The organism is Pseudomonas sp. FBCC-B545 (assembly GCF_059134095.1).
This window is the reverse complement of record NZ_CP101441.1, coordinates 601,312-624,116: the sequence shown is the minus strand read 5'-3', so window position 1 is coordinate 624,116 and position 22,805 is coordinate 601,312. Positions and strand designations below refer to the sequence as shown.

The window sequence follows — 22,805 nt, the reverse complement described above, 5'->3', positions numbered from 1 at the left end:
AATCACCTCAAGACAAAGGACATGCCATCGCCAGACCAACAAATACAAGGTCCGGAACCAGCTGAGCCTGGGGCGCAGCATCCGAGACCAACTCAGCATCCCCCCCTGTCAGGAAGACGGTGAAATCGTCACCCCAGTAGCTTCGCGCCAACTCAAGCTGGGTCAGCACAAACCCTCTAAGCATAAGCGTACAGCCTCGCTCGACGGCCTCCACGGTGGTCCGCCCCGGAGAGAGGTGCTCCAGAGCCCTCTCAGCCGCCGCGTCGCCATAACGTATCTTGCGCGTATGGGTACGCAGCTGATTGCGCATGAGGGGCATGCCTGGGCAAATAAACCCTCCCAGGTGCTCACCATCTGAACTGATAAAATCTGCGGTCGCCGCGGTGCCAAAATCGAGCACCAGGCATGCACCTGACGCCAATTTGAATGCCCCGAGCATCGCCAACCAACGATCAAGCCCGAGACGCTCGAAATCTTCGTAGCCGTTGCGCACCCCAGCCATTTCCCGCGCAGGGCCGGCACATGAAACGGTAACGCCAAATGCATCCACCAACGCAGCTACCAGCTTGTCGGTTTCTTCAAGCGCACGAACACTGACTAATCGGCAACGCGTAAGCAGAAGATCGGGAAGAGCCACCAAGCTGTCAATCAATGATGCATCCGAACCTGCTATGCCTTCCGCGCATGCGCTTGCCTCACTCGACTCAAGTACACGCCATTTAATGAAGCTGTTTCCACAGTCGAGCTCAAGAATCATCACGCAACCTCAGGCTTAGCTCACCGCCGCTATATATTTTCTCAACTCCATCGACATTCAAACGCAAGGCGCCCTGACGATCCACGCCCAGTACCACCCCCTCAATCCGGTTGGTGCCGGCAATGAGAGATACAGGCCTGGCCTGCCACAAGTGATGCTGCTCCCACTCTTCTTGCAATCCGGCAAAACCAGTAGCCTTATGGCGATCAAGATAGACTTGCAGCTGTCCTCCCAGGCGCGCCACCAGGTGGTTGCGGTCAATAGAGGTTCCAGTCTCAAGCTGCATCGACGTCCACTGTTGATCGACCTCAACAGCCTTCTGCATATTCACATTGATACCGATGCCAAGCACAACGTGACAGATGTCTCCAGGATCCCCGACTAGCTCGAGCAAGATGCCAGAAATTTTCTTGCTCCCAACCAAGACGTCGTTTGGCCACTTCAAAGCCGCACCCTGGACCCCCGACTCGCGCAAAGCCCGCATGACAGCCAACCCCACTACGAGGCTCAACCCCTCCAACTGTCGCAAGCCGCCTTCGATGCGCAACACGAGACTGTAATAAAGATTTTGCGCATATGGACTGACCCATTTTCGGCCACGCCTCCCCCTTCCAGCCGTTTGTTGTTCTGCCAAGACAACAAAGGGTGGCACGCAGCCCGACTCCACAAGACGCAAAGCCTCGGCATTGGTGGAATCAACGGAATCGTAAATGTGAACCGGCCAGGCTGGAGAACCCGCCTCCAGAGAAATGTCCTCTGCATTCAAAAACACCAGCGGCGCAGCCAATTGATACCCACGGCCACGGACCTTATGAATAGGCAGGTTCATCTCGGCTTCAAGATGCTGGAGCTGCTTCCACACAGCACTTCGACTAATTCCCAGGGCAGCGCCAAGCGCCTCTCCAGAATGGAATCGACCATCTTTCAGAAGTTTCAACAACATCAGCATGCAGGTATCGCCTCACAATGAGGCACGCATGATAGCCATGCATAGAGTCATTGCATAGAAAGCCCGTTCGTTAGCACTCAAGGCATAAGCGATATTTCTTAGATTTTCCGAGCGCCCAAAACAAAACCCCAACTGCTTTCGCAATTGGGGTTTCGGAATTTAATCTTGACGATGACCTACTCTCACATGGGGAAACCCCACACTACCATCGGCGATGCATCGTTTCACTACTGAGTTCGGGATGGGATCAGGTGGTTCCAATGCTCTATGGTCGTCAAGAAATTCGGGTACTGAGTCGTGACCAGCTGGCCTCGCTTCAGCAAATTGGGTATGTGACAGTTGTCGGTGTTTTGTGAGCTTCGAACTTTCGGTTCATTTCGTCTTCACACACCGCAATCTGATGCTCGTTAGAGTAGTCAAATTGCTTGGGTGTTATATGGTCAAGCCTCACGGGCAATTAGTATTGGTTAGCTCAACGCCTCACAGCGCTTACACACCCAACCTATCAACGTCGTAGTCTTCGACGGCCCTTCAGGGGACTCAAGGTCCCAGTGAGATCTCATCTTGAGGCTAGTTTCCCGCTTAGATGCTTTCAGCGGTTATCTATTCCGAACATAGCTACCCGGCAATGCCACTGGCGTGACAACCGGAACACCAGAGGTTCGTCCACTCCGGTCCTCTCGTACTAGGAGCAGCCCCTCTCAAATCTCAAACGTCCACGGCAGATAGGGACCGAACTGTCTCACGACGTTCTAAACCCAGCTCGCGTACCACTTTAAATGGCGAACAGCCATACCCTTGGGACCGGCTTCAGCCCCAGGATGTGATGAGCCGACATCGAGGTGCCAAACACCGCCGTCGATATGAACTCTTGGGCGGTATCAGCCTGTTATCCCCGGAGTACCTTTTATCCGTTGAGCGATGGCCCTTCCATACAGAACCACCGGATCACTAAGACCTACTTTCGTACCTGCTCGACGTGTCTGTCTCGCAGTCAAGCGCGCTTTTGCCTTTATACTCTACGACCGATTTCCGACCGGTCTGAGCGCACCTTCGTACTCCTCCGTTACTCTTTAGGAGGAGACCGCCCCAGTCAAACTACCCACCATACACTGTCCTCGATCCGGATAACGGACCTGAGTTAGAACCTCAAAGTTGCCAGGGTGGTATTTCAAGGTTGGCTCCACGCAGACTGGCGTCCACGCTTCAAAGCCTCCCACCTATCCTACACAAGCAAATTCAAAGTCCAGTGCAAAGCTATAGTAAAGGTTCACGGGGTCTTTCCGTCTAGCCGCGGATACACTGCATCTTCACAGCGATTTCAATTTCACTGAGTCTCGGGTGGAGACAGCGCCGCCATCGTTACGCCATTCGTGCAGGTCGGAACTTACCCGACAAGGAATTTCGCTACCTTAGGACCGTTATAGTTACGGCCGCCGTTTACCGGGGCTTCGATCAAGAGCTTCGCGTTAGCTAACCCCATCAATTAACCTTCCGGCACCGGGCAGGCGTCACACCCTATACGTCCACTTTCGTGTTTGCAGAGTGCTGTGTTTTTAATAAACAGTCGCAGCGGCCTGGTATCTTCGACCGGCATGAGCTTACGGAGCAAGTCCTTCACCCTCACCGGCGCACCTTCTCCCGAAGTTACGGTGCCATTTTGCCTAGTTCCTTCACCCGAGTTCTCTCAAGCGCCTTGGTATTCTCTACCCAACCACCTGTGTCGGTTTGGGGTACGGTTCCTGGTTACCTGAAGCTTAGAAGCTTTTCTTGGAAGCATGGCATCAACCACTTCGTCATCTAAAAGATGACTCGTCATCAGCTCTCGGCCTTAAGATCCCGGATTTACCTAAGATCTCAGCCTACCACCTTAAACTTGGACAACCAACGCCAAGCTGGCCTAGCCTTCTCCGTCCCTCCATCGCAATAACCAGAAGTACAGGAATATTAACCTGTTTTCCATCGACTACGCTTTTCAGCCTCGCCTTAGGGACCGACTAACCCTGCGTCGATTAACGTTGCGCAGGAAACCTTGGTCTTTCGGCGTGGGTGTTTTTCACACCCATTGTCGTTACTCATGTCAGCATTCGCACTTCTGATACCTCCAGCAAGCTTCTCAACTCACCTTCACAGGCTTACAGAACGCTCCTCTACCGCATCACTTACGTGATACCCGTAGCTTCGGTGTATGGTTTGAGCCCCGTTACATCTTCCGCGCAGGCCGACTCGACTAGTGAGCTATTACGCTTTCTTTAAAGGGTGGCTGCTTCTAAGCCAACCTCCTAGCTGTCTAAGCCTTCCCACATCGTTTCCCACTTAACCATAACTTTGGGACCTTAGCTGACGGTCTGGGTTGTTTCCCTTTTCACGACGGACGTTAGCACCCGCCGTGTGTCTCCCATGCTCGGCACTTGTAGGTATTCGGAGTTTGCATCGGTTTGGTAAGTCGGGATGACCCCCTAGCCGAAACAGTGCTCTACCCCCTACAGTGATACATGAGGCGCTACCTAAATAGCTTTCGAGGAGAACCAGCTATCTCCGAGCTTGATTAGCCTTTCACTCCGATCCACAGGTCATCCGCTAACTTTTCAACGGTAGTCGGTTCGGTCCTCCAGTTAGTGTTACCCAACCTTCAACCTGCCCATGGATAGATCGCCCGGTTTCGGGTCTATTCCCAGCGACTAGACGCCCTATTAAGACTCGCTTTCGCTACGCCTCCCCTATTCGGTTAAGCTCGCCACTGAAAATAAGTCGCTGACCCATTATACAAAAGGTACGCAGTCACCCAACAAAGTGGGCTCCCACTGCTTGTACGCATACGGTTTCAGGATCTATTTCACTCCCCTCTCCGGGGTTCTTTTCGCCTTTCCCTCACGGTACTAGTTCACTATCGGTCAGTCAGTAGTATTTAGCCTTGGAGGATGGTCCCCCCATATTCAGACAAAGTTTCTCGTGCTCCGTCCTACTCGATTTCATGACTAAGAGATTTTCGCGTACAGGGCTATCACCCACTATGGCCGCACTTTCCAGAGCGTTCCGCTAATCTCAAAGCCACTTAAGGGCTAGTCCCCGTTCGCTCGCCACTACTAAGGGAATCTCGGTTGATTTCTTTTCCTCAGGGTACTTAGATGTTTCAGTTCCCCTGGTTCGCCTCTTGCACCTATGTATTCAGTACAAGATAACCATCTTATGATGGCTGGGTTCCCCCATTCAGACATCTCCGGATCAAAGTCTGTTTGCCGACTCCCCGAAGCTTTTCGCAGGCTACCACGTCTTTCATCGCCTCTGACTGCCAAGGCATCCACCGTATGCGCTTCTTCACTTGACCATATAACCCCAAGCAATCTGGTTATACTGTGAAGACGACATTCGCCGAAAATTCGAATTTCTCAATTAAGAGAACTCACAAATTTTACCTTAGCCTGATCCGTTACCAGTGAAAGTAACGTTCAGTCTATCTTTCTATCACATACCCAAATTTTTAAAGAACGAACTAGTCAAAGACTAGAAATCAACATTCACCATCACAGCGATGGAATGCTCATTTCTAAGCTTTATACAAACAGAAGCAGTAGTGGTGGAGCCAAACGGGATCGAACCGTTGACCTCCTGCGTGCAAGGCAGGCGCTCTCCCAGCTGAGCTATGGCCCCGTATTTCTACAGGCGTTTCCCACACAAAATTGGTGGGTCTGGGCAGATTCGAACTGCCGACCTCACCCTTATCAGGGGTGCGCTCTAACCAACTGAGCTACAGACCCAATTTCGAGCTGCTAAGGCCGACCTCACCCTGCTCTTTACCACAAAGCATGGGGTGCGCTCTAACCAACTAAGCTACAACCCTTTAGGCTGCTTCTTTATCGTCTTCTTCAATGAATCAAGCAATTCGTGTGGGAACTTATGGAGCAGCTGATGTCGTCGATTAAGGAGGTGATCCAGCCGCAGGTTCCCCTACGGCTACCTTGTTACGACTTCACCCCAGTCATGAATCACACCGTGGTAACCGTCCTCCCGAAGGTTAGACTAGCTACTTCTGGTGCAACCCACTCCCATGGTGTGACGGGCGGTGTGTACAAGGCCCGGGAACGTATTCACCGCGACATTCTGATTCGCGATTACTAGCGATTCCGACTTCACGCAGTCGAGTTGCAGACTGCGATCCGGACTACGATCGGTTTTCTGGGATTAGCTCCACCTCGCGGCTTGGCAACCCTCTGTACCGACCATTGTAGCACGTGTGTAGCCCAGGCCGTAAGGGCCATGATGACTTGACGTCATCCCCACCTTCCTCCGGTTTGTCACCGGCAGTCTCCTTAGAGTGCCCACCATTACGTGCTGGTAACTAAGGACAAGGGTTGCGCTCGTTACGGGACTTAACCCAACATCTCACGACACGAGCTGACGACAGCCATGCAGCACCTGTCTCAATGTTCCCGAAGGCACCAATCTATCTCTAGAAAGTTCATTGGATGTCAAGGCCTGGTAAGGTTCTTCGCGTTGCTTCGAATTAAACCACATGCTCCACCGCTTGTGCGGGCCCCCGTCAATTCATTTGAGTTTTAACCTTGCGGCCGTACTCCCCAGGCGGTCAACTTAATGCGTTAGCTGCGCCACTAAGAGCTCAAGGCTCCCAACGGCTAGTTGACATCGTTTACGGCGTGGACTACCAGGGTATCTAATCCTGTTTGCTCCCCACGCTTTCGCACCTCAGTGTCAGTATCAGTCCAGGTGGTCGCCTTCGCCACTGGTGTTCCTTCCTATATCTACGCATTTCACCGCTACACAGGAAATTCCACCACCCTCTACCATACTCTAGTCAGTCAGTTTTGAATGCAGTTCCCAGGTTGAGCCCGGGGATTTCACATCCAACTTAACAAACCACCTACGCGCGCTTTACGCCCAGTAATTCCGATTAACGCTTGCACCCTCTGTATTACCGCGGCTGCTGGCACAGAGTTAGCCGGTGCTTATTCTGTCGGTAACGTCAAAATTGCAGAGTATTAATCTACAACCCTTCCTCCCAACTTAAAGTGCTTTACAATCCGAAGACCTTCTTCACACACGCGGCATGGCTGGATCAGGCTTTCGCCCATTGTCCAATATTCCCCACTGCTGCCTCCCGTAGGAGTCTGGACCGTGTCTCAGTTCCAGTGTGACTGATCATCCTCTCAGACCAGTTACGGATCGTCGCCTTGGTGAGCCATTACCCCACCAACTAGCTAATCCGACCTAGGCTCATCTGATAGCGCAAGGCCCGAAGGTCCCCTGCTTTCTCCCGTAGGACGTATGCGGTATTAGCGTCCGTTTCCGAACGTTATCCCCCACTACCAGGCAGATTCCTAGGCATTACTCACCCGTCCGCCGCTCTCAAGAGAAGCAAGCTTCTCTCTACCGCTCGACTTGCATGTGTTAGGCCTGCCGCCAGCGTTCAATCTGAGCCATGATCAAACTCTTCAGTTCAAACATCTTTGGGTTTTTAAGAAACCCTAAACTTGGCTCAGCAATCGTTGGTTACATCTTTGATTTCTCGCGGAGTAACTTGTGATGCTGATAATCTTGTTGACTATCAGTCTGACTCCACAAGCACCCACACGAATTGCTTGATTCAGTTGTTAAAGAGCGGTTGGTTAAGAGCTTTCGTCTCAACCGAGGCGCGCATTCTACAGCAGCCTCATTTGCTGTCAAGTGATTATTTTCAGAAGCTTTCGAAGATTTCTTCAACAACTTCAACCACTTGCGCCTCTGATCTCTCATCAGCGGGAGGCGAATTCTACAGCGTTACACGCTGCTGTCAACACCTCATTTTCAACTTCCTTTGGGCTTCGATGAACTGAAGCTACTTGCTGCCGAAAACTTCATAACTCATTGTTTACCAAGGAGTTTTACGTTTCGACTGCGCCGGAAGTGGGGCGAATTATAGACAGATATAATTCGCCGTCAACACCTAATTTCAGTCTTATTCGGATTTGAGCGTAATGCGCGCAAATGCTTTCTTTCCTGCCTGGCACACATGAGTAGCGCCCAGCTCGTATATAAAGGTGCGATCAACTACCTCACCATCTATACGCACGCCGCCCGACCCCAAGAGATCACGAGCGACCGCCGAGTTCTTTACCAGGCCCGCCTTATTAAGAACAGCCGCAATCGGCATCGCCTCAACAGCCGTCAACTCAATTTCCGGCAGATCGTCAGGCAGCTCGCCATCCTTCATACGATTACCCGCAGCGCGGTGAGCATTGGCCGCAGCCTCCTCACCATGGAAGCGCGCAACAATCTCTTCTGCCAGCTTGATCTTCACATCGCGAGGATTGGCACCTGCCTCTACATCCGCACGCAGCGCGTTAATTTCGTCCATCGAGCGGAAGCTCAACAGTTCGAAGTAACGCCACATCAAAGCATCCGGAATGGAAACCAGCTTGCCGTACATCACACCCGGCGCTTCCTGAATGCCAACATAGTTACCCAAGGACTTGGACATCTTCTTGACGCCATCCAACCCCTCAAGCAACGGCATGGTCAGAATGCACTGAGCCTCCTGACCATACGCACGCTGCAGCTCACGCCCCATCAGCAGGTTGAACTTCTGATCGGTGCCACCCAGCTCAACATCCGCACGCAGCGCTACCGAGTCATACCCCTGAACAAGCGGATAAAGGAACTCATGGATCGCAATCGGCTGATTGGTGGAGTAGCGTTTGTCGAAGTCATCGCGCTCAAGCATTCGCGCCACGGTGTACTGGGAAGTCAGACGAATGAAGTCTGCCGGCCCCATCTCATCCATCCAGGTGGAGTTGAACGCCACCTCGGTCTTGGCTGGATCAAGGATCTTGAATACCTGTGTCTTATAGGTCTCGGCATTATCGAGCACCTGCTCGCGAGTCAGCGGCGGGCGCGTCGCGCTCTTGCCACTCGGATCACCAATCATTCCGGTGAAGTCACCAATGAGGAAGATGACCTGGTGACCCAACTCCTGGAACTGACGCAGCTTATTAATAAGCACGGTGTGACCCAGGTGCAGATCCGGCGCGGTCGGATCAAAGCCAGCCTTGATACGCAGGGGCTGGCCGCGCTTGAGCTTTTCGATCAGCTCAGACTCGACCAACAGTTCGTCCGCACCACGTTTTATCAGCGCTAGCTGCTCTTCAACCGACTTCATAACAGACCCGCAAGGCTCAGATTCAAAAGGGAACCAACCATACAAGATCAGGGACTAATTACAAGTTTTGCCCTGCGCACGGACACCGTTCAGCAAGCCCAGCATTCGCGAGCTTGCGCCACAGATGATTTGGTTATATTTTATACAGTTATTTCATCTTCATCATGTCATTCATCTTTTCCATTTCATCTTCAAAGTCAAAATTACCTATGACCACTGAACCGTCTAAAGCGCCGCCGCTTTACCCGAAGACCCACCTGCTCGCCGCAAGTGGTATCGCCGCCCTTCTCAGCCTGGCACTCCTGGTATTCCCTTCCAGTGACGTAGAAGCCAAACGAACATCCCTTAGCCTCGACCTCGAGAGCCCTGTTGAGCAACTGACACAAGATCAAGACGCTTCCGACGCCCAACAAGCCACAAATACCTCGACCGAATCGCCTTTCGCACACATCGAAAGCGCGCCCGAAGACACCCAACAAGCCACCCAGGACCAACCTGCGGTAGCCGCAGCCAAGAGCCCTCAGCATCGCGAGGTCATCGTCAGCAGAGGCGACACGCTATCAACGCTGTTCGAAAAGGTCGGACTGCCTGCCGCTACCGTCACCGAGGTGTTGGCCAGCGATAAGCAAGCCAAGCAATTTACCCAGCTCAAACACGGTCAAAAGCTTGAGTTCGAACTGACGCCCGACGGGCAGTTGAACAACCTGCACACCAGCATCAGCGACCTGGAAAGCATCAGCCTGAGCAAAGGCGCCAAAGGCTTTGCCTTCAACCGCATCACCACCAAGCCGGTCATGCGTTCAGCCTATGTACACGGCGTGATCAACAGCTCCCTGTCGCAATCGGCCGCCCGCGCAGGCCTTTCGCACAGCATGACCATGGACATGGCCAGCGTATTTGGCTACGACATCGACTTCGCCCAGGACATCCGCCAGGGTGACGAATTCGACGTAATCTACGAGCAAAAAGTCGCCAACGGCAAAGTAGTAGGCACAGGCAACATTCTCTCTGCACGCTTCACCAACCGCGGCAAAACCTACACCGCTGTGCGCTACACGAACAAACAAGGCAATAGCAGCTATTACACCGCTGATGGCAACAGCATGCGCAAGGCCTTCATCCGCACACCTGTGGACTTCGCCCGTATTAGCTCGCGTTTTTCCATGGGTCGCAAGCATCCAATTCTGAATAAAATCCGCGCGCACAAGGGCGTCGACTATGCCGCTCCGCGCGGTACGCCTATCAAGGCAGCTGGCGACGGCAAAGTACTGTTGGCGGGACGTCGCGGCGGTTACGGCAATACGGTGATCATCCAGCACGGCAATACCTACCGAACGCTGTATGGCCACATGCAAGGGTTCGCCAAGGGCGTCAAGACAGGCGGCAACGTGAAACAGGGCCAAGTCATCGGCTACATCGGCACTACTGGCCTGTCCACAGGGCCGCACTTGCACTATGAGTTCCAGGTCAATGGCGTACACGTTGACCCATTGGGCCAGAAGCTGCCAATGGCCGACCCGATCGCCAAAGCCGAACGTGCGCGCTTCATGCAACAGAGCCAACCGCTGATGGCGCGGATGGATCAAGAGCGCTCCACCTTGCTGGCTTCGGCGAAGCGTTAAGGTATGCCGCTCTATATCGGTGTGATGTCCGGGACCAGCCTCGACGGCCTGGATATCGCCCTCATTGAACAAGGCACGGCGATCAATCTGATCGCCACCCGCTACATTCCCATGCCCGACACCTTGCGCACTGAGCTATTGAGCCTGTGCGCCAGCGGCCCTGATGAAATCGCCCGGTCTGCTATTGCCCAGCAACAGTGGGTCACGCTGGCCGCCCAAGGCATCCACGCCTTGCTGGATCAGCACAACTTGAAGCCTCAAGACATTCGCGCGATTGGCAGCCATGGCCAGACGATTCGCCACGAACCCGCCCGAGGCTTCACCGTGCAGATCGGCAATCCCGCCCTGCTCACTGAGCTGACTGGCATCACCGTAGTCAGCGACTTCCGCAGCCGTGATGTTGCCGCTGGCGGCCAGGGTGCGCCCTTGGTTCCTGCGTTTCATGAAGCCTTGTTCGGCGAACACACGGGCAACCGCGCGGTGTTGAATATTGGCGGGTTCAGCAACCTCAGCCTGATTGAGACGAACAAACCTGTCGCCGGCTTCGACTGCGGCCCGGGCAACGTCCTCCTGGATGCCTGGATTCACCTGCAGCGCGGCGAACACTTTGATCGCGACGGGCAATGGGCTGCCAGCGGCAAGGTCCAGCCCCGGCTACTCAACACATTGCTCAGCGACCCGTTCTTCTTGACCAAAGGCCCAAAAAGTACGGGTCGCGAAGTATTCAACCTCGCCTGGCTGCAGGAGCACCTTGCCCGTTTGCCTGTGTTTGAACCCCAGGACGTACAGGCCACGTTACTGGAACTGACGGCCCTCACCATCGTCGAGTCCCTGCAAAGCGCCCAACCAACCACAGAGACCTTGCTGATCTGCGGCGGCGGCGCCCATAACAAAACACTGATGGATCGATTGACAGCGCTGTTGCCCACCACCCACGTCAGCAGCACAGCCACCTACGGCGTAGACCCCGACTGGGTAGAAGCCATGGCCTTCGCCTGGCTGGCTCATTGCTGCCTGGAAGGCATCGCCGCCAACCGCCCCAGTGTCACAGGTGCCAGCGGCCTTCGGGTACTCGGCGCGATCTACCCCGCCTGAAGCCCAGACAGCAAAACGCCGCCTGGCTTAATCAAAGCCCTGCGGCGTTTTTTTGTTGCGGACGAGGTGACCGATCAGATCGAGAACGAAGACCCACAACCACAGGTAGTGGTGGCATTAGGGTTCTTGATCACGAAACGCGAGCCTTCCAGACCTTCCTGGTAATCCACCTCGGCACCTGCCAGGTACTGGAAACTCATCGGGTCCACGACAAGGCTGACGCCCTCGCGCTCGACGATGGTGTCGTCATCGGCCACATCTTCATCGAAGGTAAAACCGTACTGAAACCCTGAACAACCGCCGCCCGTAACGAATACGCGCAGCTTCAAGCGATCATTACCCTCTTCATCGACCAGGCTCTTCACCTTGTGCGCAGCACCGTGGGTAAATTGCAAAGCCGTGGGGGTGAAGGACTCAACGCTCATGCTGATAATCTCCCGGCGTAGCGCCGTCATATGCGTAATGGCCGGTATTATCCGCTTCTCCTAGAAAAGCGGTCAACTATTGTTACGGTATATCAATCTGAGCAGCCGCCATTAAAGACGCAAAAGGCCCGATCAGCGGGCCTTTTGCGCAACAGCCTATCAGCGTTAAGGCAGCATGCCCGCATGGGAGAGACCCAGCTTCTCATCCAGGCCGAACAGGATGTTCATGTTCTGCACCGCCTGGCCCGACGCGCCCTTGACCAGGTTGTCGATCACCGACAGCACCACGACCAGGTCGCCATCCTGCGGGCGATGCACTGCAATACGGCACACATTGGCGCCACGCACACTGCGGGTTTCCGGATGGCTGCCCGCCGGCATTACATCGACGAACGGCTCATTGGCATAACGCTTTTCAAACAATGCCTGAAGGTCTACCGAGCGGTCAGTAACGGTCGCATACAGCGTGGAGTGAATCCCACGGATCATCGGAGTCAGGTGTGGCACGAAGGTCAGGCCCACGTCCTTGCCGGCAGCGCGACGCAGCCCCTGGCGGATTTCTGGCAAGTGACGATGCCCCTTTACCGCATAGGCTTTCATGCTTTCCGACGTTTCAGAGTACAGAGAACCTACCGCCGCGCCGCGCCCCGCCCCGCTGACACCCGACTTGCAGTCGGCGATCAGGCGCGAAGCATCCGCCAAACCAGCTTCCAGCAATGGCAGGAAGCCCAGTTGCGTAGCAGTCGGATAGCAACCCGGCACCGCAATCAGGCGTGCTTGCTTGATCTGCTCACGATTGACTTCCGGCAGGCCGTAGACCGCCTCCTCCAGCAACTGCGGCGCACCGTGGGGCTGGCCGTACCATTTGGCCCACTCATCGGCATCCTGCAGGCGGAAGTCCGCCGACAGGTCGATGACCTTTGTACCGGCCGCCAACAACTCACCCGCCAACGCATGGGCAACACCGTGAGGCGTGGCAAAGAACACCACATCGCAGGCGCCCAGGGTCTTGATATCCGGCACGCTGAACGCCAAGCCGTCATAGTGGCCTCGCAGGTTCGGGTACATATCGGCCACGGCCAGCCCAGCTTCGGATCGGGAAGTGATGACCACCACCTCAGCCTGCGGATGCTGGGCCAACAGACGCAGCAATTCGACACCGGTGTAACCCGTGCCGCCGACAATACCGACCTTGACCATAAACCTGCCCTCAACGAACCCACTGGAAAGCCGTCGATAATAGGGGCCGCATCGTTCTGCGGCAACCGTCAACGTGACGTACGGGCGCATGAGCCACTACTATCTTCGTTACCGTGAACCTGGGAATAACTAAAATGCTCTATCTATGGATAAAAGCCTTCCACATCGTCAGCATCGTCTGCTGGTTTGCCGGGCTGTTCTATCTGCCGCGACTGTTCGTCTACCACGCTCAAAGCGAAGACACCGCCAGCAAAGAACGCTTCAGTGTCATGGAGCGCAAACTGTACCGGGGCATCATGGGGCCGGCGATGGTTGCCACACTGGTCTTCGGCATCTGGATGCTGGCGCTCAATCCAGGCATTTTCCAATCCGGTGCCTGGATCCACGCCAAGTTGACCTTGGTCGTGCTACTTATCGGCTACCACCATATGTGCGGCGCGCAGGTGAAACGCTTCGCCCGTGGCGAGAACACCCGTAGCCATGTCTTTTATCGCTGGTTCAATGAGGTGCCGGTTCTGATATTGCTGGCTATCGTAATTTTGGTCGTGGTCAAACCGTTCTAACTTCAATTACTCGGGGAACCTCCAATGTCGCTGCCCGCTTTGCTGGAACAACGTCTGCGCCTGCCCGTGGTGGCTGCGCCGATGTTTCTGATCTCCAACCCGCAACTGGTCCTGGCCTGCTGTCGCAACGGGGTGGTTGGGAGCTTCCCGGCGCTCAACCAACGCGAGAGCAGCGGTTTCAAGGCTTGGCTGGAAGAAATCGAAGCTGGCCTGGCGCAGCTGGACAACCCAGCGCCCTATGCCGTGAACCTGATCGTGCATAACAGCAACCCCCGGCTGGAGGCCGATTTGGCGATCTGTGTGGAGCACAAGGTGCCTATCGTCATTACCAGCCTCGGTGCGGTGAAGGAATTGGTAGATGCCGTCCACAGCTACGGCGGCCTGGTGTTTCATGACGTCACGACCCGACGCCATGCCGAGAAAGCCGCTGAGGCGGGCGTCGATGGCCTGATCGCCGTAGCCGCTGGTGCCGGCGGCCATGCTGGCACCTGGAGTCCCTTCTCGCTGATTGCCGAAATTCGCCAATTCTTCGACAAAACCCTACTGCTGGCCGGTTGCCTCAACCACGGCCACGAAATTCTCACAGCCCAGTTGCTGGGAGCCGACTTGGCGTATTTCGGCACGCGCTTTATCGGTACTACCGAAAGCCACGCGCCAGATGCCTATAAAGAGATGCTGCTCACATCGCGCGCCGCCGACATCGTGCACACTCCCGCAGTCTCCGGCGTACCTGCGAGCTTTATGCGCCAGAGCCTGGAAAATGCCGGTTTCGACCTCGCCGCGCTGCAAGGCAAAGGTGAAGTCAATTTCGGCTCCAAACTCAAACCATTGAGTGATGAGGCCAAAGCGTGGAAAACTGTATGGTCCGCCGGTCAGGGCGTCGGTGAAATCGATGATTTACCCAGCGTCGATGAACTCGTCGCCCGCCTGGATGCCGAATACCGCAAAGCACGCGAGCATGCCGCGCAACTGCGCTGGCCACGCTGACCCACTGCACGGCCCGCCGATTGGACGGGCCTGCACACCCTCCCTGATTAAGTGACAAGGATGCCCGCATGAGCGACAACCGTTTCAAGATTGTGTTTGACGGAGCCTTGCTCCCGGGTGTCGAAAGCACCACCGCCAAGCTGAACCTCGCCGAGCTGTTCAAGAGTGATGTCGAGGCGATTGAAAAACTCTTTACCGGCCGCCCGGTCGCGCTCAAACGCGACCTTTCCCGCCCCGATGCCGAAACCTATCTGACGGCATTGAAAAACGCCGGGGTCGACGCACGCATCGAAGCCGAACAACCCGTAGCATTCAGCCTGGCCGAAACCCACGAGACGAGCTCTCCTGGCTCCGACTTTTCCCGCTCCGAAGCTTCACCTTATGCCCCGCCACGCGCTGCGGTTGGCGATGACTTGCCGGAGTTCGCCACCCTCAAGGTATTCACAATAAACGGGCGCATAGGCCGCCTGCGTTACCTGGCCTGGACGCTGGCACTGACCGTCGCGATGCTTGTGGCTGCTGGCATCATCAGTACCGTCGGCTTCGCGGTGGCGACTGCCTCGCCAACAATCGCCATCATTCTCGGCTCGCTGCTGGGTTTCGCGCTATTTGTTGGACTCGTCGTGGTGAGCGTGCAAATCGGTGTGCAGCGCCTGCACGACCTGGGCTGGTCTGGCTGGCTGTACTTGCTGAACCTGGTTCCACTGGTCAATAGCGTTTTCCCTATCCTGTTGCTGGTATTGCCGGGGAACGCGGGTGCCAACCAATACGGCGCACCGCCACCACCGAACTCTACTGCGGTGAAAATCCTGGCCTCGCTGTGGCTGGCGTTTATTCCATTGATGCTCATCATCGGCCTGACCCTGGGCATGAACGGTTATCTGGACCAACTTGAAGCCAATATGGACAGCAGTTACGAAAGCAGCTCCATCACCTCCGATGAAGACGTCGACCAAAGCGTGATTGTGGATGAAGCCGCAGCGCAAAGTGCTGACGACGCGGCCGAACCTGTAGACTCTCCAGAACAGTGAAGAAACGCCCGCCACCTGTGATGCCACTGTCACAGGTCGGCGGCGTTGCGATGGAGAAAGGCATGACCCGTTACGCTCTGATCACCGGTGCCTCCAGCGGCATCGGCCTGGCTTTGGCCGAAGCCCTGGCTCGACGCGGCCGCAGCTTGATTCTGGTGGCCCGCCAGCGTGATCAGTTGGAAAGCATTGCATTGGAATTGACCCAACGCTTCGGCGTCGAGGTGCTGTTTCGTGCCTGCGACCTGGGCGAGCCGCTGCGTTTGTCCGGTTTTTTGCTGGAGCTTGAAGAGGGCGAGCGACAGATTGATCTTTTGGTCAACTGCGCCGGCATTGGTACCAGCGGGCCGTTCCTGGCCCAGGACTGGATGACCGAGCAGGACCTGATCGAAGTCAACATCCTGGCCCTGACCCGCATGTGCCATGCCCTCGGCAATGCCATGGCGCTGCACGGTGGCGGGCAGATTCTAAACGTTGCTTCGGTCGCAGCCTTCCAACCGGGCCCATGGATGAGCAGCTACTACGCCAGCAAAGCCTATGTACTGCACTTTTCAGAAGGCTTGCGCGAAGAGTTGAAGACGTGTGGCATCAAGGTCTCGGTACTTTGCCCGGGCCCTACGCGCACCGCCTTCTTCGGCACCGCGCAGATGGATACGGCGAAACTTGACCACAGCCAGCAACTGATGAGCCCGGAAGAAGTCGCGCTCTACACTGTGCGCGCGCTGGAAAAGAACAAAGCCATCATCATTCCCGGGCGCCGCAACCGCTGGCTCGCATTCAGCCCACGCCTCAGCCCGCGTTGGCTGACCCGCAAGATTGCCGGCGCCATCAACAAGGCCTATTGCCCGCGCTGATCGCCTGGGTACACTCACCCTGCATTTTCATAATGGAGAAACAGCTGTGGATACTCTGTTCACCAAGATCATCAACAGAGAAATACCCGCGAAGATCATCTACGAAGATGATCAAGTCCTCGCCTTCCACGATATCGCCCCGCAGGCGCCGGTACATTTTCTGGTTATTCCGAAAAAGCCCGTCCGCACCCTGAATGATCTGACTGAAGATGATAAGGCCTTGGCCGGCCATATCCTCTTTACAGCCCAACGCCTGGCCCTGGAGCTAGGTTGTGAAGAGGGTTTTCGGGTCGTGATGAATTGCAATGAGTTGGGCGGGCAGACCGTTTATCACATCCATATGCATGTGCTCGGTCAGCGTCAGATGAACTGGCCGCCAGGCTGAGGGCCGGAGTCGAATTGACTCAGCGCAAACGCTTCGCCCTCTCTTGCGGTAAACTGGCCGCCGAGATTCTTCCCGGAGGTCAGCATGACTACCCAACGTCACTACTCGCCGATTGACCGTCTGTTGCTGCAAGCCGACATGGCCATGCGCACACTGCTGCCATTCAGCGGCCAACCCTACCGCCCATCGCCCGCCATCGTGCAGCCCGATGCGCAGCTGAGCGAAACGGATACCCGTCACGTGGCCGGCCTGATGCGTATCAACCATACGGGTGAAGTCTGTGCCCAGGCGCTGTATCAAGGCCAGGCGCTGACCGCCAAGTTGCCGCAGGTACGTGCAGCGATGGAGCATGCAGCCGAGGAAGAGATCGACCATCTGGCCTGGTGCGAACAGCGTATCCGCCAGTTGGGCAGCCACCCCAGCGTTCTGAACCCACTGTTTTATGGCTTGTCGTTTGGTATCGGCGCTGCCGCCGGGTTGATCAGCGACAAAGTCAGCCTCGGATTTGTCGCCGCGACGGAACATCAGGTCTGCAAGCACCTGGATGAACATCTGGAGCAGCTGCCGGCCGAAGACGAAAAGTCCCGGGCGATTCTTGAGCAGATGCGCATCGATGAAGAACACCATGCAGAAAGCGCTCTAGACGCCGGCGGCTTCCGTTTTCCAGCACCGGTGAGGTTCGGAATGAGCCTGATGGCCAAGGTCATGACCAAAAGCACCTATAGAATCTAAAAGTGCGTCAAATTCAAACCCGAAAAAGGGCGCTCGCAGCGCCCTTTCTCTTGCCTGCGATTCCAGCAGTCAGCCCAACTCAATGATTTCGTAATCATGAGTGATGACCACACCTGCGGCACCCAGCATGATCGACGCCGAGCAGTACTTCTCGGCGGACAACTCAATGGCACGCTTGACCTGGGCTTCCTTGAGCGCACGGCCCTTGACCACGAAATGCATATGGATCTTGGTGAATACCTTGGGGTCCTCAGTGGCGCGCTCGGCTTCCAGAAAGGCTTCGCAGCTTTCCACGGCCTGGCGCGACTTCTTCAGGATGCTGACCACATCGAAATTGCTGCAACCACCGACGCCCAGCAGCAACATTTCCATCGGGCGCACCCCAAGGTTACGGCCTCCGGCTTCCGGCGGGCCGTCCATGACCACCACATGACCGCTACCCGACTCACCGAGGAACATGGCTTCGCCCGCCCATTGGATGCGTGCCTTCATCGCCCAGACTCCACTGCTAAAAAAGGGTCGCCAGCTTAGCACAGGGCCTCAAAACCGCAGCGCTCTGGCTGAATTTGATAAATCACAGCGTTTGCCAAGCAATTTCGCTAATCGAGGCAGAATGTGTCTGGTAAGCTGGCGCCAAATCAATGGCGCATTGCCATGATTTTACAGTGCGTATCAATATTGAGACCACTGGATAAAAACAACGCCAACCACACCGCGCAGTCTTTCGGGAAACAACCATGGTTGCTCTTACTCCCACACCCAAGATCAAGAACCTCGACAAGCTGTTGATGCATTGCCAGCGCCGACGTCATCCGGCCAAGCACAACATCATCTGCGCCGGCGAGCGCTCAGAAACCCTGTTTTTCATTATCAAGGGCTCGGTCACCATCCTGATCGAGGATGAAGACGGCCGCGAAATGATCATCGCGTACCTGAACACCGGAGATTTTTTCGGGGAGTTGGGGTTGTTTGAGCAGGCGGGCAAGGAACAGGAGCGCAGTGCTTGGGTACGCACCAAGGTTGAGTGCGAAGTCGCCGAGATCAGCTATGCGAAATTTCGCGAACTGGCCCAGCATGATCCGGATATCTTGTATGCCCTGAGCGGTCAGATCGCCCAACGCCTGCGTGATACCACGCGCAAGGTCGGCGACCTGGCGTTCTTCGATGTCACCGGTCGCGTAGCGCGCTGCCTGCTGGAGTTGTGCAAACAGCCCGACGCCATGACCCATCCCGACGGCATGCAGATCAAGGTCACGCGCCAGGAGATCGGGCGTATTGTCGGCTGTTCACGGGAAATGGTCGGTCGTGTGCTCAAGGACCTGGAAGAGCGCAACCTGGTACATGTCAAAGGCAAGACGATGGTGGTATTCGGCACCCGCTAACCCGGCAGGAAGCTGGCCAGCATCTGACGGTACAACCTGTCGAGCCGACTGATCGCATCCGGTGCGGGAAACGCTTCGTGCAGGGCGATATGGCTCTCGGCACGCACCCGCTGTTCCAGGCCACAGGCTTGATTGAAGCGGTTGACCGCATTGATCAGTTCTTCACGATCGTTATCCAGCAACAAGGCGCCGTGGATCAAGCCCACCGGACGACCGCCACTTTGGCGCCAACGCTGGGCGGTACCGACCATCTTGCGGCCATTGAGATTAACGTTATACCGACCATCGCAAAAAGCTCCGTCGATTTCGCCAACGGAGGCATCGCCGCCCAACTCGAGCAGAAAATCGCAGATCGGCTGGCACAAGCGCTGGTAACCGGTTTCGATGCGGCCTTGGTCGCCCTCACTGCGCGGCGGCGCATACACCAAGGCGATATTGACCGTGGCAGCGGACTGCGGCACGGGTTCACCCCCAGTTTCCCGCAGCAACACCGGCCAACCGGCATCCGCCGAGATTTGGCTGGCCACCGCAAATGCCGGCAGCCGACTCAAACGGCGCGGCATGACCAGCGCCTGATCGCTGGGCTGCCAGAACAACAGCCCGAAGTCCTGCTCGCCCGCGCCAACGGCTGCCAACAGCTGCTGCTCGGCGGCAAGGCCCGCTTCTACAGTCATGATCACGGGCTGAGTCATCGAACACCTACCTCTCAGATTAAACACAAGGCCCAATGTGGGAGGGGGCTTGCCCCCGATAGCGAACCGTCAGCCGACTGATCATCAACTGAAGGAATGCTATCGGGGCAGGCCCCCTCCCACATTTTTAGCGCATTTGGATCAGTCTAATGTCGAACCGCTGACTGTCACGCCACGCTCTGGGAAGAACAGGCGTTGCAATTCCGCCCCTGGGTTCTCGGCACGCATGAACGTCTCGCCCACCAGGAACGAGTAGACGCCGCTGATTTCCATCAGCTCCACGTCGGCACGATTGACGATGCCACTTTCAGTAATCACCAAGCGATCACGGGGAATACGCGGCAACAGATCCAGGGTATTTTCCAGGCTGACTTCAAACGTATGCAGGTTACGGTTGTTGACCCCCACCAGCGGAGTGTCGAGGGTTTTCAGTGCGCGCTCAAGCTCGTCGCCGTCATGCACTTCGACCAGTACGTCAAGACCGACGCTTTTGGCCACCGCCGCCAACTCGGCCATCTTCACGTCATCCAGTGCGGAGACGATCAATAACACGCAGTCAGCGCCCAAGGCTCGGGCTTCGACGATCTGGTAAGGGTCAACCATGAAGTCCTTGCGGATCACCGGCAACTTGCATGCAGCACGAGCCTGTTGCAGGAACAGGTCGGAACCCTGGAAGTAATCAATATCGGTCAGCACGGACAGGCAAGTCGCACCGCCCTTCTCATAGCTGGCGGCGATTTCAGCCGGTACAAAGTTTTCGCGAATGACGCCTTTGCTCGGCGAGGCTTTTTTCACCTCGGCGATCACGGCCGGCTGCTTGAGCTTGGCCTGGGCGATCAAGGCATTGGCAAAACCCCGTGGCGCATCGGCGGCCTTCGCCTGCGCCTCCAGCTCGGCCAGGCTCACGCGGGCGCGGCGCTCGGCCACCTCTTCGGCCTTTCGGGCCAGGATCTTTTCCAGAACGGTCGGCACACTCATCCTTCATTCTCCATCTTGAATACGGCAGTGAAGGCTCCCAGCTCTTCGAGCTTCTCACGAGCCAGACCAGTGTGCAGCGCATCGTGGGCCAAGGCGACACCTTCCTTAAGACTATAGGCGTGGTCGGCTGCGTAAAGTGCCGCGCCAGCATTCAGAACAATCATCTCCGCGGCCTTCTGACCGTTTTCGGTCTTACGGCGCCCCAGAGCATCACGAATCAGTTCCAGAGAAGCTGCCGGGCTTTCCACCGCCAAGCCGTGCAAGCTCTGACTCTTCATACCCAAGTCCTCAGGCTCGACCCAATACTCAGTGACCTCATCGTTCTTCAGCTCTGCGACAAAGGTCGGCGCCGCCAGGCTGAATTCGTCCAGGCCATCCTTGGAATGCACCACGAGCACATGCTTGCTGCCCAGACGCTGCAAGACTTCGGCCAGTGGCCGGCACAACGCCTGACTGAACACACCCACCACCTGATGCTTCACACCGGCCGGATTCGTAAGCGGGCCAAGCATGTTGAACAGGGTACGCAGGCCGAGGTCCTTGCGTGGGCCGGCAGCGTGCTTCATCGCGCCGTGATGGGACTGGGCAAACATGAAGCCAATGCCAACGCTGTCAATGCAGCGTGCTACTTGTACCGGCGTGAGGTTCAGGTAGATACCCGCCGCTTCCAGCAAATCGGCACTGCCGCTCTTGCCGGATACCGCACGGTTACCATGCTTGGCGACGGTGCAGCCAGCGGCAGCCACCACAAAAGATGAGGCTGTCGACACGTTGAAAATATTCGCACCGTCACCGCCGGTGCCGACCACATCGACAACGCCGTCGAGGGTCTTGAGTTCGACCCTGTCCGCCAGCTCACGCATCACCGACACCGCACCGACGATTTCATCGATGCTTTCGCTCTTCATGCGCATTGCCATCATAAAAGCGCCGATCTGCGCGTCGGTACATTGACCGGTCATGATCTCGCGCATTACATCGCTCATTTCGGCAGTGCTCAGGTCCAGATGGCCGACGATACGGTTCAGGGCAGTCTTGATATCCATGAAAAGTCCTTAGCGCGTGCCGCCGCTCTGCTTGAGAAAGTTGGCGAACAGCTCGTAGCCCTGCTCGGTCAGGATTGATTCAGGGTGAAACTGCACCCCTTCGATATTCAGTGTCTTGTGACGCAGACCCATGATCTCATCGACCGAGCCGTCCTCCAGCTGGGTCCAGGCGGTCAACTCCAGGCATTCGGGCAAGGTTTCGCGCTTGACCACCAGCGAGTGATAACGGGTCACCGTCACGGGCAGGTTCAGGCCATGAAACACACCCAGATCCTTATGGAACACCGGGCTGGTCTTGCCATGCATGACCTGGCGCGCCCGTACCACGTCACCGCCAAACGCCTGGCCGATGGACTGATGGCCCAGGCATACGCCCAGGATCGGCAGCTTGCCGGCGAAATAGCTGATGGCTTCAAGAGAGATGCCCGCTTCGGTCGGCGTGCAAGGGCCTGGCGAAACCACGATACGCTCCGGATTCAGGGCGGCAATTTCGGCGACGGTCAGTTCATCGTTGCGCACGACCTTGACCTCGGCACCGAGCTCGCCAAGGTATTGCACAACGTTGTAGGTAAAGGAGTCGTAGTTATCAATCATCAGCAACATGTGGGGTTCAAGCCTCTTGAATTCACTGATTTCAAATGACGGCCTTCCTAGAGAGTGACCCGCTGCCAGACGCACGTTCCGATTGCCGGGGGTAGCCGGCAAGGGGCGTCAGACAACGGGTGAAGAAGGCAAATCGTTACAGGTCCGGCCGGGCCGGCGGAGAAAAATGTCAGGCGCGCCAACGCCAACGGGCGTGTGCCTTGACTACTCGCATCAAGAGTTTGCTGATGATCAACACGGGGAGGGTCTCATTCATACGTTCAGGCACAGTAACGTAGCCTAGCCAGCGGTGCAATATGGAGTAGCAAATACGGGGGGGAACGTAGGCGAATTCGGTATATCCCTACAGAAAAT

19 protein-coding genes, 2 tRNA genes and 3 rRNA genes are annotated in these 22,805 nt (G+C 56.1%); 9 read left to right on the top strand and 15 right to left on the bottom strand.

What is annotated here, in order from left to right; all coding sequences use genetic code 11:
* Positions 1–7 precede the first annotated feature (7 nt).
* From NMB39_RS02865 to tyrS, 8 genes are all read right to left on the bottom strand, one after another.
* Positions 8–757: a pantothenate kinase gene (locus tag NMB39_RS02865; RefSeq protein WP_057025350.1), complete on the bottom strand. Its 750-nt coding sequence runs from the start codon at positions 755–757 to the stop codon at positions 8–10.
* Positions 747–1,706 (bottom strand): bifunctional biotin--[acetyl-CoA-carboxylase] ligase/biotin operon repressor BirA, encoded by a 960-nt coding sequence (birA, locus tag NMB39_RS02860; RefSeq protein ID WP_057025349.1) that lies wholly within the window; start codon positions 1,704–1,706, stop codon positions 747–749. The genes NMB39_RS02865 and birA overlap by 11 nt, the downstream gene beginning before the upstream one ends.
* Before the next feature lie 163 nt (positions 1,707–1,869).
* Positions 1,870–1,985, bottom strand: a 5S ribosomal RNA gene (rrf, locus tag NMB39_RS02855).
* A 157-nt stretch (positions 1,986–2,142) separates the two neighbouring features.
* Positions 2,143–5,034 (bottom strand): 23S ribosomal RNA (locus tag NMB39_RS02850).
* A 247-nt stretch (positions 5,035–5,281) separates the two neighbouring features.
* Positions 5,282–5,357: transfer RNA gene (locus tag NMB39_RS02845), tRNA-Ala, on the bottom strand.
* 30 nt (positions 5,358–5,387) lie between these two features.
* Positions 5,388–5,464 (bottom strand) — tRNA-Ile (locus NMB39_RS02840).
* Between the two features lie 162 nt (positions 5,465–5,626).
* Positions 5,627–7,163, bottom strand: a 16S ribosomal RNA gene (locus tag NMB39_RS02835).
* The 16S, 23S and 5S rRNA genes sit together here with 2 tRNA genes alongside, the layout of an rRNA operon.
* Before the next feature lie 496 nt (positions 7,164–7,659).
* Positions 7,660–8,859: a tyrosine--tRNA ligase gene (gene tyrS / locus NMB39_RS02830; RefSeq protein ID WP_057022960.1), complete on the bottom strand. Its 1,200-nt coding sequence runs from the start codon at positions 8,857–8,859 to the stop codon at positions 7,660–7,662.
* A gap of 209 nt (positions 8,860–9,068) precedes the next feature.
* Between tyrS and NMB39_RS02825 the strand changes: the two genes are divergently transcribed.
* Entirely contained in the window at positions 9,069–10,481 is a 1,413-nt protein-coding gene (locus tag NMB39_RS02825; RefSeq protein WP_057022959.1) for a peptidoglycan DD-metalloendopeptidase family protein, read from the top strand.
* A gap of 3 nt (positions 10,482–10,484) precedes the next feature.
* Positions 10,485–11,576, top strand: coding sequence for an anhydro-N-acetylmuramic acid kinase (locus tag NMB39_RS02820; protein WP_057022958.1), 1,092 nt, complete (start codon positions 10,485–10,487; stop codon positions 11,574–11,576).
* Between the two features lie 74 nt (positions 11,577–11,650).
* Here NMB39_RS02820 and erpA read toward each other — a convergent pair whose 3' ends face one another.
* Both erpA and argC read right to left on the bottom strand, forming a co-directional pair.
* On the bottom strand, positions 11,651–12,001 hold the full coding sequence (gene erpA, locus NMB39_RS02815; RefSeq protein ID WP_003176443.1) for an iron-sulfur cluster insertion protein ErpA: 351 nt from the start codon (positions 11,999–12,001) through the stop codon (positions 11,651–11,653).
* Between the two features lie 165 nt (positions 12,002–12,166).
* Entirely contained in the window at positions 12,167–13,201 is a 1,035-nt protein-coding gene (gene argC, locus NMB39_RS02810) for an N-acetyl-gamma-glutamyl-phosphate reductase (RefSeq protein WP_057013901.1), read from the bottom strand.
* 134 nt (positions 13,202–13,335) lie between these two features.
* Here argC and hemJ point away from each other — a divergent pair, with 134 nt between their 5' ends.
* From hemJ to coq7, 6 genes are all read left to right on the top strand, one after another.
* Positions 13,336–13,764, top strand: a complete 429-nt coding sequence (gene hemJ, locus NMB39_RS02805) for a protoporphyrinogen oxidase HemJ (RefSeq protein ID WP_057022957.1) — start codon at positions 13,336–13,338, stop codon at positions 13,762–13,764.
* Between the two features lie 24 nt (positions 13,765–13,788).
* Entirely contained in the window at positions 13,789–14,751 is a 963-nt protein-coding gene (locus NMB39_RS02800) for an NAD(P)H-dependent flavin oxidoreductase (RefSeq protein ID WP_367236754.1), read from the top strand.
* Between the two features lie 68 nt (positions 14,752–14,819).
* Positions 14,820–15,782: a DUF805 domain-containing protein gene (locus NMB39_RS02795; RefSeq protein ID WP_056846878.1), complete on the top strand. Its 963-nt coding sequence runs from the start codon at positions 14,820–14,822 to the stop codon at positions 15,780–15,782.
* 62 nt (positions 15,783–15,844) lie between these two features.
* Complete coding sequence (locus NMB39_RS02790; protein ID WP_046069777.1) at positions 15,845–16,633, top strand: SDR family NAD(P)-dependent oxidoreductase; 789 nt, start codon at positions 15,845–15,847, stop codon at positions 16,631–16,633.
* Positions 16,634–16,679: 46 nt separating this feature from the next.
* The gene (locus tag NMB39_RS02785) at positions 16,680–17,018 is read left to right on the top strand and encodes a histidine triad nucleotide-binding protein (RefSeq protein WP_017128660.1); all 339 of its coding nucleotides are present in this window, start codon (positions 16,680–16,682) and stop codon (positions 17,016–17,018) included.
* Positions 17,019–17,102: 84 nt separating this feature from the next.
* On the top strand, positions 17,103–17,750 hold the full coding sequence (gene coq7, locus NMB39_RS02780) for a 2-polyprenyl-3-methyl-6-methoxy-1,4-benzoquinone monooxygenase (RefSeq protein ID WP_056846879.1): 648 nt from the start codon (positions 17,103–17,105) through the stop codon (positions 17,748–17,750).
* A 69-nt stretch (positions 17,751–17,819) separates the two neighbouring features.
* Here the strand turns inward: coq7 and NMB39_RS02775 are convergent, their stop codons facing one another.
* Positions 17,820–18,242, bottom strand: a complete 423-nt coding sequence (locus NMB39_RS02775; protein ID WP_003194686.1) for an OsmC family protein — start codon at positions 18,240–18,242, stop codon at positions 17,820–17,822.
* 245 nt (positions 18,243–18,487) lie between these two features.
* Between NMB39_RS02775 and crp the strand changes: the two genes are divergently transcribed.
* Positions 18,488–19,132, top strand: coding sequence for a cAMP-activated global transcriptional regulator CRP (crp, locus tag NMB39_RS02770; protein ID WP_005792020.1), 645 nt, complete (start codon positions 18,488–18,490; stop codon positions 19,130–19,132).
* On the opposite strand, the gene NMB39_RS02765 is transcribed toward crp, so the two are convergent.
* The 4 genes from NMB39_RS02765 to NMB39_RS02750 form a co-directional block, all read right to left on the bottom strand.
* A complete protein-coding gene (locus NMB39_RS02765; protein ID WP_046069779.1) occupies positions 19,129–19,824 on the bottom strand; it encodes a lipoate--protein ligase family protein in 696 nt (231 codons plus the stop codon). The two genes, crp and NMB39_RS02765, sit on opposite strands and share 4 nt — an antisense overlap.
* Positions 19,825–19,965: 141 nt before the next feature.
* The gene (trpC, locus tag NMB39_RS02760) at positions 19,966–20,802 is read right to left on the bottom strand and encodes an indole-3-glycerol phosphate synthase TrpC (protein WP_046069780.1); all 837 of its coding nucleotides are present in this window, start codon (positions 20,800–20,802) and stop codon (positions 19,966–19,968) included.
* Complete coding sequence (gene trpD / locus NMB39_RS02755; RefSeq protein ID WP_043051166.1) at positions 20,799–21,848, bottom strand: anthranilate phosphoribosyltransferase; 1,050 nt, start codon at positions 21,846–21,848, stop codon at positions 20,799–20,801. The genes trpC and trpD overlap by 4 nt, the downstream gene beginning before the upstream one ends.
* Before the next feature lie 9 nt (positions 21,849–21,857).
* A complete protein-coding gene (locus NMB39_RS02750; protein WP_046069781.1) occupies positions 21,858–22,451 on the bottom strand; it encodes an aminodeoxychorismate/anthranilate synthase component II in 594 nt (197 codons plus the stop codon).
* Positions 22,452–22,805: the final 354 nt, after the last annotated feature.

Coding starts and splice junctions, on each gene's coding strand:
- NMB39_RS02865 (WP_057025350.1), bottom strand. CDS start 757: ATGATTCTTGAGCTCGACTGTGGAAACAGCTTCATTAAATGGCGTGTA.
- birA (WP_057025349.1), bottom strand. CDS start 1,706: ATGCTGATGTTGTTGAAACTTCTGAAAGATGGTCGATTCCATTCTGGA.
- tyrS (WP_057022960.1), bottom strand. CDS start 8,859: ATGAAGTCGGTTGAAGAGCAGCTAGCGCTGATAAAACGTGGTGCGGAC.
- NMB39_RS02825 (WP_057022959.1), top strand. CDS start 9,069: ATGACCACTGAACCGTCTAAAGCGCCGCCGCTTTACCCGAAGACCCAC.
- NMB39_RS02820 (WP_057022958.1), top strand. CDS start 10,485: ATGCCGCTCTATATCGGTGTGATGTCCGGGACCAGCCTCGACGGCCTG.
- erpA (WP_003176443.1), bottom strand. CDS start 12,001: ATGAGCGTTGAGTCCTTCACCCCCACGGCTTTGCAATTTACCCACGGT.
- argC (WP_057013901.1), bottom strand. CDS start 13,201: ATGGTCAAGGTCGGTATTGTCGGCGGCACGGGTTACACCGGTGTCGAA.
- hemJ (WP_057022957.1), top strand. CDS start 13,336: ATGCTCTATCTATGGATAAAAGCCTTCCACATCGTCAGCATCGTCTGC.
- NMB39_RS02800 (WP_367236754.1), top strand. CDS start 13,789: ATGTCGCTGCCCGCTTTGCTGGAACAACGTCTGCGCCTGCCCGTGGTG.
- NMB39_RS02795 (WP_056846878.1), top strand. CDS start 14,820: ATGAGCGACAACCGTTTCAAGATTGTGTTTGACGGAGCCTTGCTCCCG.
- NMB39_RS02790 (WP_046069777.1), top strand. CDS start 15,845: ATGACCCGTTACGCTCTGATCACCGGTGCCTCCAGCGGCATCGGCCTG.
- coq7 (WP_056846879.1), top strand. CDS start 17,103: ATGACTACCCAACGTCACTACTCGCCGATTGACCGTCTGTTGCTGCAA.
- NMB39_RS02775 (WP_003194686.1), bottom strand. CDS start 18,242: ATGAAGGCACGCATCCAATGGGCGGGCGAAGCCATGTTCCTCGGTGAG.
- crp (WP_005792020.1), top strand. CDS start 18,488: ATGGTTGCTCTTACTCCCACACCCAAGATCAAGAACCTCGACAAGCTG.
- NMB39_RS02765 (WP_046069779.1), bottom strand. CDS start 19,824: ATGACTCAGCCCGTGATCATGACTGTAGAAGCGGGCCTTGCCGCCGAG.
- trpC (WP_046069780.1), bottom strand. CDS start 20,802: ATGAGTGTGCCGACCGTTCTGGAAAAGATCCTGGCCCGAAAGGCCGAA.
- trpD (WP_043051166.1), bottom strand. CDS start 21,848: ATGGATATCAAGACTGCCCTGAACCGTATCGTCGGCCATCTGGACCTG.
- NMB39_RS02750 (WP_046069781.1), bottom strand. CDS start 22,451: ATGTTGCTGATGATTGATAACTACGACTCCTTTACCTACAACGTTGTG.